Raw genomic sequence first — 12,688 nt, forward strand, 5'->3', positions numbered from 1 at the left:
GCCCCGGATCGCGGGGGGGCGTCGCGCCGGGTTTGAGGCCCGCCCCCGGGGGCGCGCACCCGGGCCCCGGGCGGGCCGTCGACGCATCGACGACTCGGCTCACTGGGGCCGGGCGACCCGCAGCAGCAGGGCGTGCAGGGTCGCCCGTTCCTCCCGCGACAGCGGCGCGGTGAGCTCGTCGGTCACCCGGCTTGTCGCGTCGCTGTCGCGCAGGTAGGCGCGGCCCTTGTCGGTGAGCACGACGATGCGGCTGCGGCGGTCGCCGGGGGCCGGGCGGCGTTCGACGAGGCTGAGCCCCTGGAGGTCGTCGACCAGGCCGACGATGGCGCTCGGGTCATAGCCGAGCGCCGCGCTCAACTCCCGCTGCAGGGCGCCCTCGACGGTGGCCAGGTAGCGCAGGAGCGCGTAGTGGCGCAGCCGGAGGCCCGACTCCTGGAGTGCGGAGTTGAACATCTGTCCCGAGCGCAGACCGAGCCGGTAGAGGAGGTAGCCGGTGTCGGCGTGCAGCTCGCGCATCCATGGCTCGTCCGCGTCGACGGGCCGGGCGGACGGGGTGGCGTCGAGCCGGGCGGACGGGGTGGCGTCGGGGGTCCTGGGAGCGGTCATGGGTCCAGCATGCCGCAATCTTGATTACGACGGCAATCATTGACGGCAACAATGATTTGTCTTAGCTTCCTTTCTCAGATCGGCCCCGGTGTCGTCGTGCCGACGGGTCGTGCGGGTGAACTCACCGTTCACCGTTGCCTGTTGAAGGGAAACTCTTCGTGCTGGACTCCTCCGCCCCCGATGCCCTCGATCTCAGCGGCAAGGTCGCCGTCGTCACCGGCTCCGGTCAAGGCCTCGGACTCGCCTACGCCACCGCCCTCGCCGCGGCCGGAGCCGCCGTCGTCGTCAACGACATCGATCCCGAAGCCGCCGAGCGGGCCGCCAAGTCCCTGCGGGATGCGGGTGCCCGCGTCGTCGCCGAAACCGTCGCCGTCGGCACCTCCGATGCCGCCGACCGTCTGGTGGCCCGCGCCGTCGACGAGTTCGGCCGGCTCGACGTGCTCGTCACCAACGCGGGCATCCTGCGCGACCGCGTGCTGTGGAAGATGACCGACGAGGATTTTGACGCCGTCGTCGGCACCCATCTCCGGGGTACGTTCACCTGTGCCCGCGCCGCGGCCGTCCGTATGCGGGAGCAGGGCGAGGGCGGCAGCCTGATCCTGGTGGGCTCGCCCGCCGGCCAGCGCGGCAACTTCGGGCAGACCAACTACGCCGCCGCCAAGGCGGGCATCGCCGCGATGGCCCGTACCTGGTCGATGGAGCTGGCCAAGGCCCGCATCACCGTCAACGCGATCGTGCCGGTCGCCGCCACCGCCATGACCGAGACCATCCCCGCCTTCGCGCCCTACATCGAGGCGCTGCGGGAGCGGGGCGAGCCGCTGCCCGGCTTCCTGCGCAAGGGCGAGGGCTTCGGCACCCCCGAGGACTGCGCCGCCCTCGTCCCCTTCCTCGCATCGGACGCGGCCCGCGACGTCACGGGGCAGTGCGTCGGCATCGGCGGCGACCGCCTCACCCTGTGGTCACACCCGCAGGAGGTCAACACGGCGTACGCGGACGGAGGTTGGAGTCCGGAGACGATCGCCGCCGCCTGGCACACCTCCGTGGGCAGCGCCCCGCAGTCCGTCGGCATCCCTGCACCGAAGGTACCGGCCGCGTGACGGCCGCCCGCATGGACATCAGTGACCTCGTCGCCATCGACGTCCACACCCACGCCGAGGTCTCCGCCAAGGGCGCGGCCTCCCTCTCCGCCGAACTCGACACCGCGTCCGCCTCGTACTTCAAGGTCGAGGGCGACCGGAAGCCCACCCTGCCCGAGATCGCCGCGTACTACCGCGAACGGCGGATGGCCGCCGTCGTCTTCACGGTCGACGCCGAGTCGGCCACCGGCACGGCACCCGTTCCCAACGAGGAGATCGCCGAAGCCGCCGCCCAACACCCCGACGTGCTCATCCCGTTCGCCTCCATCGATCCGTTCCGGGGCCGGGCGGGCGTGCGGCAGGCGCGGCGGCTCGTGGCGGAGTACGGGGTGCGCGGGTTCAAGTTCCATCCGAGCATCCAGGGTTTCTTCCCCAACGACCGTGCGCTCGCCTATGAGTTGTACGAGGTGATCGAGGAGACCGGCGCCATCGCCCTCTTCCACACCGGCCAGACCGGCATCGGCGCGGGCGTCCCGGGCGGCGGCGGCATCCGCCTGAAGTACTCGAACCCGATGTGCGTGGACGACGTCGCCGCCGACTTCCCCCAGCTGAAGATCATCCTCGCCCATCCGTCCTTCCCCTGGCAGGACGAGGCCCTGGCCGTGGCCACGCACAAGCCGGGCGTGCACATCGACCTCTCCGGCTGGTCCCCGAAGTACTTCCCGCCGCAGCTCGTCCAGTACGCCAACACGCTGCTCAAGGACAAGGTCCTCTTCGGCTCCGACTACCCGGTCCTCACGCCCGACCGCTGGCTGGCCGACTTCGAGAAGCTGCAGATCAAGGACGAGGTCCGCCCCAAGATCCTCAAGGAGAACGCGGCCCGGCTGCTGGGCCTGGGCTGACCGGCCGACGACACCATCGAAAGGGGTCACACCCATGCGCAACGAGGGAATCGGCTCCTGGCCCGCCCGCAGGGCCCGCAAGACCCCGCACCGCACCGCCTTCCGGTACGGGGACGCCACTACGTCGTACGCCGAGCTCCACACCCGCATCACTCAACTCGCCCGCGCGCTGCGGGAGTCCGGGGTGCGGCGGGGCGACCGGATCGCCTACCTCGGCGCCAACCACCCCGCCTTCCTGGAGACGTTCTTCGCGGCGGGCGTGCTCGGCGCGGTCTTCGTGCCGCTCAACACCCGCCTCGCCGTCCCCGAACTCGCCCACCAGATCGACGACTCGGGCGCGGCCACCCTGATCCATGCCCCGGCGCACACGACGTCGGCCGAACGCCTCACCGAGCTCGCGCCCGCCCTGCGTACGACCGTCGAAGTGGGCCCGCACTACGAGCAGTTGATCTCCAGCGCGGCCACCACGGCGACGGCACCGCTCGACGAGCCCGTCACCGGCGACGACGTCAGCATCATCATGTACACCTCGGGGACGACGGGCCGCCCCAAGGGCGCCATGCTCACCCACGCCAACCTCACCTGGAACGCCGTCAACGTCCTCGTCGACGCCGATCTCACCTCCGACACCACCGCGCTCGTCACGGCCCCGCTGTTCCACACGGCAGGACTCAACATGCTGACCCTGCCGGTCCTCCTCAAGGGTGGCACCTGCGTCCTCGTCGAGTCCTTCGACGCGGACGCGACGCTCGGCCTCGTCGAACGGCACGGCGTCACCGCGATGTTCGGCGTGCCGACGATGTACGAGCAGATGGCGCGCCGCCCGCGCTGGCACACCGCCGATCTCGCATCGCTGCGTGTCCTGATGTGCGGCGGTGCCCCCGTCCCGGACCCGCTCATCGCCGCGTACGCCGAGCGCGGACTCGCCTTCCAGCAGGGCTACGGCATGACCGAGGCCTCGCCCGGGGTGCTCTATCTGGACGCCGAGCACGCCGTCAGCAAGGCGGGCTCGGCCGGCGTACCGCACTTCTTCACCGACGTACGCGTGGTCCGCCCCGACCTCACGGAGGCCGACGCCGGTGAAGCGGGCGAGGTCCTGGTGCACGGACCCCATGTCATGCCCGGCTACTGGGGATTGCCGCAGGAGAGCGCGGCGGCCTTCGCCGACGGCTGGCTGCGCACCGGCGACGCCGCGCGCCGCGACCCCGACGGCTACGTCACCATCGCCGACCGCCTCAAAGACATGATCATCTCCGGCGGCGAGAACATCTACCCGGCCGAGGTCGAGAGCGCCCTGCTCGCCCACCCCGATGTCGTCGAGTGCGCCGTCATCGGCGTGCCCGACCCGAAGTGGGGCGAGGTGCCGCGCGCCGTGGTCGTCGCCCGGGAGGGCGCCGCACCCGATCCGGACGCTCTGCTCGCCTCGCTCACCGGTCAGCTCGCCAAGTACAAGATCCCGAAATCCCTGGTCGTCGCCGCCGAACTGCCGCGCACCGCCTCCGGGAAGCTCCTCAAGCCCGAGCTGCGCCGCCGCTACGGCACGACCCCCGCCAACTCATCTCAGGAGAACGCCATATGAGCAGCAGTACCCCCACCACGACCACCGTCAACGGCCTCGACGAGCTCAAGAAGCTCGCCGGAAGCGACCTCGGTGCCAGCTCCTGGATCGAGATCACCCAGGAGCGGATCAACACCTTCGCCGACGCCACCGACGACCACCAGTGGATCCACACCGACCCCGAGCGCGCGGCGCAGGGCCCCTTCGGCGCCCCGATCGCCCACGGCTATCTCACGCTCTCCCTCTTCATCCCCTTCTTCACCGAGCTCCTCGACGTCCAGGGCGTCACCACGAAGGTCAACTACGGCCTGGACAAGGTGCGTTTCCCCGCTCCCGTGCCCGCCGGATCGCGCATCCGCCTGGTCGCCCGGCTCGCCTCCGTCGACGAGGTGAGCGGCGGCGTGCAGATCGCGGTGGACGGCACCGTCGAGATCGAGGGCGCCGCCAAGCCCGCCTGCGTCCTGCGCAGCCTGTCCCGCTTCTACGTCTGACCGCGAGGGGCCCACCATGCCTGACGCCCAACCAGCGCACGGCACACGCCAGTTGCGCAGAGTCGCACTCTCCGGCCTGCTCGGCACGGCGGTGGAGTTCTACGACTTCCTGGTGTACGGAACCGTCGCCGCCCTCGTCTTCGGCGACCTGTTCTTCCCTGAAGCCGAATCGTCCGTCGGCACCATCGCGGCGTTCGGCACCTTCGCCGCCGGATATGTCGCACGGCCGCTCGGCGGCATCGTCTTCGGCCACTTCGGCGACCGGCTCGGACGCAAGTCGATGATGCTCCTGACCATGGTCCTGATGGGCGCGGGCAGCTTCCTCATCGGCTGTCTGCCGACGTACGACACCATCGGCGTGTGGGCGCCCGTCCTTCTCGTCCTGCTGCGCGTCGTGCAGGGCATCGCGATCGGCGGCGAATGGGGCGGCGCGACGCTGATGGTCGCCGAACACGCGGGGGAGCGGCCGCGCGGCCTGTGGACCAGCTTCACTCAGCTGGGCGCGCCGCTCGGCACCGTGCTCTCGACGGCCGTCGTCACCTTGGTCAGCACGCTGCCCGACGACCAGTTCCGGGCGTGGGGCTGGCGCGTGCCGTTCCTGCTCAGCCTGGTGCTCCTGGGCGCCGGGCTCTACATCCGCCTGAAGGTGGCGGAGAGCCCGCTGTTCACCGCCGCGCGGCGTGAGAAGACGACGGCGCGGATGCCGCTGCTCGACGTGCTGCGCAAGCCGCGCTCCGTGCTGCTCGCGGCGTGCGTCGGCATCGGCCCGTTCACCGCCCAGTCGCTGATGACCAGCTTCATGATCTCGTACGCGGTGGACTCCGGATATACGCGCTCGCAGGTCCTCACCGGAGTCACCGTGGCGTCCTGCACGGCCCTGATCGTGATGCCGCTGGCCAGCATCCTCTCCGACCGGGTCGGCCGCCGCCCCGTGGTGCTCATCGGCGCGCTCCTCTCGGCGGCCACGGCCTTCCCCGTCTTCGCCCTCGCCGACTCCGGCAGGCCGGGGCTGCTGATCCTGGCGTGCGTCATCGGCCACGGCATCGCCCAGTCCACGATGTACGGCCCGCTCGGCGCCCTGCTCACCGAGATGTTCGGCACCCGTGTGCGCTACACCGGCGCGTCCCTCGGCTACCAGACCGCGACGCTCCTCGGCGCCGGCTTCTCCCCGCTCGTCGCGAGCAGCCTGCTCGCCTCGTACGACACAAGCGCCCCCGTCGCCCTCCTGATCACCGCCGGTGCCGCCGTCACGGCGCTCACCGTCTGGCGGATCCGGGAGACGAGCGGCACCACGCTCGCCGCGGAAGAACCCGCTCAGGTCCGATCCAAGGAAGGCGTCCCCTCCTGATGCCCGTACTCCCGCCACTCCCGCCACTCCCGCCACTCCCGCTGACGAGGGCCGCGACGGGCCTCGCCGCCCTCGTCCTCGTCGCCGCCGCCTCGCCGTCAACCGCCGCGCCCAGCAGTCCGGTCGGCCACATCGAAGGCACCCTGCCCTCCGGTGCCGCGTACGTCATCGACACCCCCGAACAGTGGAACGGCACCGTCCTCCTGTTCAGCCACGGCTACCGGCCCGCAGGATCCCCGAACCCGGCATCGAACGCCCCGGACGACCAGGCCAAGAAGGAACTCCTCGGCGAGGGCTACGCGCTCGTCGGCTCCTCCTACGCCACCACAGGCTGGGCCGTCGAACAGGCCGTGCCCGACCAGCTCGCCACCCTGGACACCTTCACCGCCAAGGTCGGCACGGCCCGCCGCACCCTCGCCTGGGGCGAGTCGTACGGCGGCCTCGTCACCACCACGATCGCCGAACGCCACGCGGACCGCATCGACGGCTCCCTCTCGATGTGCGGCCTCGTCCAGGGCGGCGTCGCCAACTGGAACTCCACCCTCGACCCCGTCTTCGCCCTGCGCACCCTGCTCGCCCCGGACTCCGGTATCCAACTGACCGGATTCGGCGGCCAGTCGGACGCGAAGGACGCGGCGGACCGCCTCGGCGGGGTCCTCACCCGGGCCCAGTCCACCCCTTCGGGCCGCGCCCGCATCGCCCTCGCCGCGGCCCTGCACGCCGTGCCCGGCTGGAACGACCCGAAGCAGCCGCGCCCGGCCCCCGGCGACCACGCCGCCCAACAGGCCAACCAGTACGCGGCGTTGACCGGTCTCGTCCAGGCGCCCGCCTTCTCCTGGCGCCAGGAGGCCGAACGGCGCGCGGGCGGCAGCATGTCCTGGAACACGGGCGTCGACTACACGGCGATGCTCGCGCGCTCCTCCCAGTACAAGGAGGTCAAGGCCCTCTACAAGTCCGCCGGCCGCTCCCTGCGCGCCGACCTGAACGCGCTGGCCGCCGCGCCCCGCATCAAGGCAGACCCGTCCGCCGTCCGCTACATGAAGCGCAACGTCGCCTTCACCGGCCGCCTCGCCAAGCCCCAGCTGAACATCCACACGACGGGCGACGCCCTCATCCCGGTCCGCGCCGAGAGCGCCTACCGCGACACGGTCACCGCGGCGGGCCGCGCGCCGCTCCTGCGTCAGGCGTACGTCGACAACGCGGGCCACTGCACGTTCAGCCCCGCCGAGCAGCTGGCCGCCGTCCACACGACGGAGCGCCGCGTCACGACGGGCCGCTGGGGCGACACCTCGCCGGCCGCGCTCAACGCGGAGGCGCGGCACTCCGATCCGACGACGGCCGCGCGCTACGAGCACTTCAGGCCGGGTCCCTACCCGCGCCCGTCCGATCGTCGAGACCCGCGCCGTCCACGGTGAGGGCGCGGGTGAGCCGGTCCAGGTGCGCGCGGTAGAGCTCCACGAACTCGACGCGGCCTTCGGCGATCGCCCACTGCACCTGGAGCCCGTCCGACACGGCGAGAATCTCGCGGGCGATGCCGTCGGGGTCGATGCCGGTCCTCAACTGCCCCTTGTCCACGGCACGTTGGAGTACGGAAGCGAGCGAGCCGACGACGCGTTCGTACCGCTCCCGGAAGTACGCGTGCGCCGGGTGCGCGGGATCGCCGGCCTCCGCGGAGAGCCGGGTGTAGAGCTGGATGAGGCCCGGCTGGGTGAGGTTGTACTCCGCGAGGGCGAGCACCTCACGGAAGAGCACCCGGACGTCGTCGCCGCCGGAGTCCGGGTGCAGCCGCCCGAAGGTCCGCAGGGTGCGCTCCTCGCGGGCTTCGAGGACCGCCATCAGAAGGCGCTGCTTCGAGCCGAAGTGATGGGCGATGACGGTGGCGGACGTATCGGCCTCGGCGGCGATCTTCGCAAGGGAGGAGTTCAGATAGCCGGACTCCGCGAAGAGAACGAGGGCGGCGTCGATGATGCCCGCCCGGCGGGCGTCCGCGGCGGCGTACTGCCCGGTGGGGCGGTGGCGGGGGCTGTGCTCCATCGGGAGAGGTTAGCCGCCACGGGGTCTACCCCTTGAGCGCGCGGTACAGCGCCCCCACCAGATGCACGCTCCGCAAGTCGTCCCCGGATGTCCCGGACCCCATCCGGTTCATCACGTACGCGTACGCCACCCGGTTCTCCGGATCGGCGAACGCGTAGGAGCCGCCCATGCCCCCGTGGCCGAAGGCCCGCGGGTTGGGCCCCGCCTGGCCGTACAGGTTCAGCATGTAGCCGAGCCCCCACTCCCACCTCTCGCCCCAGGCCGTGCCCGCCGCGAGCACCAGATCCGGTTCGTCGGGCTCCCCTTGGCGGGTGCGCAGCTGCTCCAGCGTCGCCGAGCCGACGAGGTCGCCGGCGCCCAGTGCCGCGTACACCGTCGCGAGACCCCGCGCGGAGGCGTGCCCGTTGGCCGCGGGGATCTCGGCGCTGCGATAGGCCGCGCCGTTCACGTTGGCGACCGGGAGATACTGCAGGGACAGGGTGACGGCGGCCAGCGGGTGGTCGTCGAGCGAGCGCACCGGCGGCTCGGGCGGGGTCTTGAAGCCGCTCTGGGTGCCGGACGCGGCGACCGGCCTCGCCATGTCCGCGCACCGGCCGTGCTCGCTCACCGGCGTGCCGACGAAGACATCGGCGCCGAGCCGCTCCGTCACCTCACCGCGCAGGAACGTGCCGAGCGAGACCCCGGTGATCCGGCGCACCACTTCGCCCACCAGATAGCCGAAGCTCATGGCGTGGTACCCCTGCGCCGTGCCCGGCTTCCACCACGGAGGCGTCGCGGCAAGGGCACCGCACACCTTCTCCCAGTCGTAGAGGTCGTCCGGCGCCATCGGTTCGCGCGGCGCGACCACCCCCGAGCGGTGGCTGAGCAGCCAGCGCACCGGGATGTCCGCCTTGCCCTCTTGTGCGAACTCCGGCCAGTAGCGGGCGACCGGCGCGTCCAGGTCGAGCTCGCCCCGGTCGACCAGAAGATGCGCGCACAGCGCGGTCATCCCCTTGGTCGTCGAGTACACGTTCACCAGCGAATCGCGCTGCCACGCGCGCGTGCCCGTCTTGTCTGGTTTCTTCGCGTCGCCGCCCCACAGGTCGACGACGAACTCCCCCTCGCCCGTCGCGGCGACGGCCGCCCCCAGCTCGCCGCGCTCGGCGAAATTGCGCTCGAACTCCTCGCGTACGCCCTCGAATCCGGGGGCGCAGGTGCCATGGACGCGCACGGTCATGACTCTCCTCGGTCGCTGTGTCCCGCCGACCCGGGACATCCTCGCGCATGGTTGCCCCTGGCACCTAGTGCTGTGCCGGGGGCGGTGCGATCACCGGCCACGGGACGGCATTTGTGTCCCGCGCACCAGAGGTTGGACTTCTCTTCACATACAGGTCACAGGCCCTTCCCCCGCACTTGCTCCCCTTGACACACTTCACCCGCCCGCGTCCCCCACACCACACACGAGGTCGAACACACCCATGCCTGAAATCAATCGGCGCCGCTTCATGCAATTCGCCGGCGGCACAGCGGCCTTCGCGACTCTCTCGCAGAGCATCGCCCGCGCCGCCGCGCTCCCCGCCCAGCGCCGCTCCGGCTCCATCGAGGACGTCGAGCACATCGTCGTGCTGATGCAGGAGAACCGATCCTTCGACCACTACTTCGGCACGATGAAGGGCGTACGCGGCTTCGGCGACCCGCGCCCGGTGACGCTGCCCAGCGGCAAACCGGTGTGGAACCAGTCCGGCGGCGGCAAGGAGACACTGCCCTTCCACCCGGACGCCGAGGACCTCGGCATGCAGTTCATCGCCGGACTCGACCATGACTGGGCCGGCGGCCACAGTGCCTTCAGCAACGGCAAGTACGACAACTGGATCGCCGCCAAGTCCGAGCGCTCGATGGCGTATCTGACCCGCGAGGACATCCCGTTCCACTACGCGCTCGCCGACGCCTTCACCGTCTGCGACGACTACCACTGTTCGTTCATCGGGGCCACCGACCCCAACCGCTACTACATGCTCTCCGGCCACGTCGGCAACGACGGCAAGGGCGGCGGCCCGGTCCTCGGCAACCAGGAACTGGGCTACGACTGGACGACGTACGCCGAGCGCCTGGAGCAGGCCGGGGTCTCCTGGAAGGTCTACCAGGACATCGGCGACGGTCTGGACGCGGCCGGCAAGTGGGGCTGGATCGATGACGCCTACCGCGGCAACTACGGCGACAACTCGCTGCTCTACTTCAACAAGTACCGCAACGCCAAGCCCGGCGACCCGCTCTACGACAAGGCCCGCACCGGCACGAACGTCAAGGCGGGCGACGGCTACTTCGACATCCTCAAGGCCGATGTCAAGGCCGACAAGCTCCCGAAGATCTCCTGGATAGCCGCCCCCGAGGCCTTCACCGAGCACCCCAACTGGCCCGTCAACTACGGCGCCTGGTACATCGCGCAGGTCCTGGACGCGCTCACCTCCAACCCCGAGGTGTGGGCCAAGACCGCCCTGTTCATCACGTACGACGAGAACGACGGCTACTTCGACCACATCGTGCCGCCGTACGTCCCGTCGTCCGCCTCGCAGGGCCTGTCCACCGTGGACACGGCGCTCGACTACTTCCCGGGCAACGCCTCCTACGCGGCCGGGCACTACGGTCTCGGCCAGCGCGTGCCGATGATCGTCGTCTCGCCGTGGAGCACCGGCGGCTTCGTGAACTCGCAGGTGCTCGACCACACCTCGATCCTCCAGTTCATGGAGAAGCGGTTCGGCGTTCAGGAGCCCAACATCTCGCCGTGGCGGCGCGCGATCTGCGGCGACCTCACCTCCGCCTTCGACTTCGCCGGCAAGGACACCGACCCGGCGAAGCTGCCCGACACCGGCGCCTACGAGCCGCCGGACCACGAGCGGCACCCCGACTACGTGCCCAAGGCGCCCGCGAAGGGTGCACTGCCCAAGCAGGAGTCCGGCTCACGGCCCGCACGCCCGCTGCCGTACGCCCCGCTGGTGGACGGCGCGGGCGCGCCCGCGGACGGCAAGTTCACGCTGACCTTCAGCGGCGGTGACGCGGCGGGCGCGTGCTTCCACGTCCGGTCGCAGAACCGCACGGACGGCCCCTGGACGTACACGACGGAGGCCGGCAAGAAGATCTCCGACACCTGGAACACCGCGTACTCGAAGGGCGCGTACGACCTGTCGGTGTTCGGCCCGAACGGTTTCCTGCGGGTCTTCAAGGGCCCCGGCAAGACGGCGGGCCCGGAGGTGACGGCCCGTCACGACAAGGCGACCGGCAACCTCAAGCTGACCCTGAGCAACGCGGGCGGCGCCGACGTGAACCTGACGCTCACCAACGCCTACGGCGGCGCGGCCGAGACGTTCAAGGTGAAGGCGGGCGGCACCGTCGAGCACACCGTCGACCTGCGGGCGAGCAAGCGCTGGTACGACGTCACGGTGAAGTCCGACGCGGACGGCACGTTCCTGCGGCGCCTCGCGGGACATGTCGAGAACGGCGAGGCGGGCGTCAGCGACCCCGCGATCGTCTCGGCCTGACGTAAATCTGGTCCCCGTGCGGCGGGGCGGTGAGTCCGACGTCACAGCCCCTGCGAAGGGCTGGCGGACCGCCCCGCCCATCGGGGTACTGTGCCCGGGTGACAACGCATTCGAACACTCCTGCAGGCTGGTATCCGGACCCCCAGGGCGCACCCCAGCTGCTGCGCTGGTGGGACGGTTCCCAGTGGACCCAGCACACCAGCCCGGACCAGCAGGCGGCGGGCCAGCAGCCGCAGGGCCAGCAGGTCCCGCATCAGGCACAGCCAGCGCAGCCGCAGCCGGCCCAGCAGCAGGCGCAGTACGGCCAGCCGCAAGGGCAGTTCGGCCAGCAGCAGGCCCCTCAGCAGGGCCAGTACGGTCACCCCCAGCAGGCGGCCCCGCAGGCCGACCCGGCCAAGGTGCAGCGCCAGGTCCAGCAGCAGGCGGGCGTCGCGCCCAGCGCGCAGGGCGGCGGCACGCTCTTCACCGAGCCGGTCCTCGTGGTGAACCAGAAGGCCAAGCTCATCGAGCTGACGAACGAGTACAGCGTGATGGACCAGTCGGGCAACGCGCTCGGCTCGGTCGTCCAGGTCGGCCAGAGCACGCTGAAGAAGGTCGCGCGCTTCGTCTCCAGCATCGACCAGTTCATGACGCACAAGCTGGAGATCCGCGACGCCTACGGCCAGCCGGTGCTCCAGCTGACCCGCCCCCGCAAGTTCATGAAGTCGCGGGTCATCGTCGAGCGCCCGGACGGCCAGCCGATCGGCGAGATCGTCCAGCAGAACATGATCGGGAAGATCAACTTCGCGATCATGGTCAACGGCCAGCAGGCCGGCGCGATCAAGGCCGAGAACTGGCGCGCCTGGAACTTCTCGATCGTCGACCACGCCGACAACGAGGTCGCCCGGATCACCAAGACCTGGGAAGGCCTCGCCAAGACGATGTTCACGACCGCGGACAATTACGTCCTGCAGATCCACTACCAGCTGCCCGAGCCGCTGCTCAGCCTCGTCGTGGCGACGGCCCTCACTGTTGACACCGCCCTGAAGCAGGACTCGCGGGGCTTTGGGTGAGGTTGTTCCTCTCGGAAACGGGATCGGGGGGGCCCGGGGTGGGGGGGGGGCCGCTCGCGGGGGGTGTGTTTGGGGGGCGGGGGGGGGTGGGGGGTGGGGGTCGATG

The 12,688-nt window shown here is 70.8% G+C and carries 11 protein-coding genes; 8 read left to right on the top strand and 3 right to left on the bottom strand.

Going from position 1 to position 12,688, the window contains the following annotated elements; translation table 11 throughout:
• Positions 1-99: 99 nt before the first annotated feature.
• Positions 100-516: a MarR family winged helix-turn-helix transcriptional regulator gene (locus ACFWY6_RS37400; RefSeq protein WP_384700181.1), complete on the bottom strand. Its 417-nt coding sequence runs from the start codon at positions 514-516 to the stop codon at positions 100-102.
• 251 nt (positions 517-767) lie between these two features.
• Here ACFWY6_RS37400 and ACFWY6_RS37405 point away from each other — a divergent pair, with 251 nt between their 5' ends.
• Genes ACFWY6_RS37405 through ACFWY6_RS37430 form a run of 6 tightly spaced genes read left to right on the top strand, consistent with a single transcriptional unit; the run spans position 768 to position 7,396 of the window.
• Complete coding sequence (locus ACFWY6_RS37405; protein WP_384700183.1) at positions 768-1,703, top strand: SDR family NAD(P)-dependent oxidoreductase; 936 nt, start codon at positions 768-770, stop codon at positions 1,701-1,703.
• An 11-nt stretch (positions 1,704-1,714) separates the two neighbouring features.
• A complete protein-coding gene (locus ACFWY6_RS37410; RefSeq protein WP_384700185.1) occupies positions 1,715-2,584 on the top strand; it encodes an amidohydrolase family protein in 870 nt (289 codons plus the stop codon).
• A 34-nt stretch (positions 2,585-2,618) separates the two neighbouring features.
• Positions 2,619-4,163, top strand: coding sequence for a long-chain fatty acid--CoA ligase (locus ACFWY6_RS37415; protein WP_384700167.1), 1,545 nt, complete (start codon positions 2,619-2,621; stop codon positions 4,161-4,163).
• Positions 4,160-4,633, top strand: coding sequence for a MaoC family dehydratase (locus ACFWY6_RS37420; protein WP_266872283.1), 474 nt, complete (start codon positions 4,160-4,162; stop codon positions 4,631-4,633). The genes ACFWY6_RS37415 and ACFWY6_RS37420 overlap by 4 nt, the downstream gene beginning before the upstream one ends.
• Positions 4,634-4,649: 16 nt before the next feature.
• Positions 4,650-5,981: an MFS transporter gene (locus tag ACFWY6_RS37425; RefSeq protein ID WP_384700169.1), complete on the top strand. Its 1,332-nt coding sequence runs from the start codon at positions 4,650-4,652 to the stop codon at positions 5,979-5,981.
• On the top strand, positions 5,981-7,396 hold the full coding sequence (locus ACFWY6_RS37430; RefSeq protein WP_384700171.1) for a hypothetical protein: 1,416 nt from the start codon (positions 5,981-5,983) through the stop codon (positions 7,394-7,396). The genes ACFWY6_RS37425 and ACFWY6_RS37430 overlap by 1 nt, the downstream gene beginning before the upstream one ends.
• Here ACFWY6_RS37430 and ACFWY6_RS37435 read toward each other — a convergent pair.
• Together ACFWY6_RS37435 and ACFWY6_RS37440 are read right to left on the bottom strand one after the other, a co-directional pair.
• Positions 7,338-8,015 (bottom strand): TetR/AcrR family transcriptional regulator, encoded by a 678-nt coding sequence (locus tag ACFWY6_RS37435; protein ID WP_384700173.1) that lies wholly within the window; start codon positions 8,013-8,015, stop codon positions 7,338-7,340. The two genes, ACFWY6_RS37430 and ACFWY6_RS37435, sit on opposite strands and share 59 nt — an antisense overlap.
• A gap of 25 nt (positions 8,016-8,040) precedes the next feature.
• On the bottom strand, positions 8,041-9,231 hold the full coding sequence (locus tag ACFWY6_RS37440; RefSeq protein ID WP_384700175.1) for a serine hydrolase domain-containing protein: 1,191 nt from the start codon (positions 9,229-9,231) through the stop codon (positions 8,041-8,043).
• A gap of 241 nt (positions 9,232-9,472) precedes the next feature.
• Here ACFWY6_RS37440 and ACFWY6_RS37445 point away from each other — a divergent pair, with 241 nt between their 5' ends.
• Positions 9,473-11,530 (top strand): phosphocholine-specific phospholipase C, encoded by a 2,058-nt coding sequence (locus ACFWY6_RS37445; RefSeq protein ID WP_384700177.1) that lies wholly within the window; start codon positions 9,473-9,475, stop codon positions 11,528-11,530.
• A 98-nt stretch (positions 11,531-11,628) separates the two neighbouring features.
• On the top strand, positions 11,629-12,582 hold the full coding sequence (locus ACFWY6_RS37450; protein WP_384700179.1) for a phospholipid scramblase-related protein: 954 nt from the start codon (positions 11,629-11,631) through the stop codon (positions 12,580-12,582).
• Positions 12,583-12,688 lie beyond the last annotated feature (106 nt).

Origin of the sequence: Streptomyces sp. NPDC059037, from assembly GCF_042740015.1 — a bacterium.
Lineage (GTDB): Bacteria > Actinomycetota > Actinomycetes > Streptomycetales > Streptomycetaceae > Streptomyces.

Excerpts from the sequence above, each read along its gene's own strand:
- ACFWY6_RS37415 (WP_384700167.1), top strand. The coding sequence starts at position 2,619 with ATGCGCAACGAGGGAATCGGCTCCTGGCCCGCCCGCAGGGCCCGCAAG.
- ACFWY6_RS37430 (WP_384700171.1), top strand. The coding sequence starts at position 5,981 with ATGCCCGTACTCCCGCCACTCCCGCCACTCCCGCCACTCCCGCTGACG.
- ACFWY6_RS37400 (WP_384700181.1), bottom strand. The coding sequence starts at position 516 with ATGCGCGAGCTGCACGCCGACACCGGCTACCTCCTCTACCGGCTCGGT.
- ACFWY6_RS37420 (WP_266872283.1), top strand. The coding sequence starts at position 4,160 with ATGAGCAGCAGTACCCCCACCACGACCACCGTCAACGGCCTCGACGAG.
- ACFWY6_RS37435 (WP_384700173.1), bottom strand. The coding sequence starts at position 8,015 with ATGGAGCACAGCCCCCGCCACCGCCCCACCGGGCAGTACGCCGCCGCG.
- ACFWY6_RS37410 (WP_384700185.1), top strand. The coding sequence starts at position 1,715 with ATGGACATCAGTGACCTCGTCGCCATCGACGTCCACACCCACGCCGAG.
- ACFWY6_RS37440 (WP_384700175.1), bottom strand. The coding sequence starts at position 9,231 with ATGACCGTGCGCGTCCATGGCACCTGCGCCCCCGGATTCGAGGGCGTA.
- ACFWY6_RS37425 (WP_384700169.1), top strand. The coding sequence starts at position 4,650 with ATGCCTGACGCCCAACCAGCGCACGGCACACGCCAGTTGCGCAGAGTC.
- ACFWY6_RS37445 (WP_384700177.1), top strand. The coding sequence starts at position 9,473 with ATGCCTGAAATCAATCGGCGCCGCTTCATGCAATTCGCCGGCGGCACA.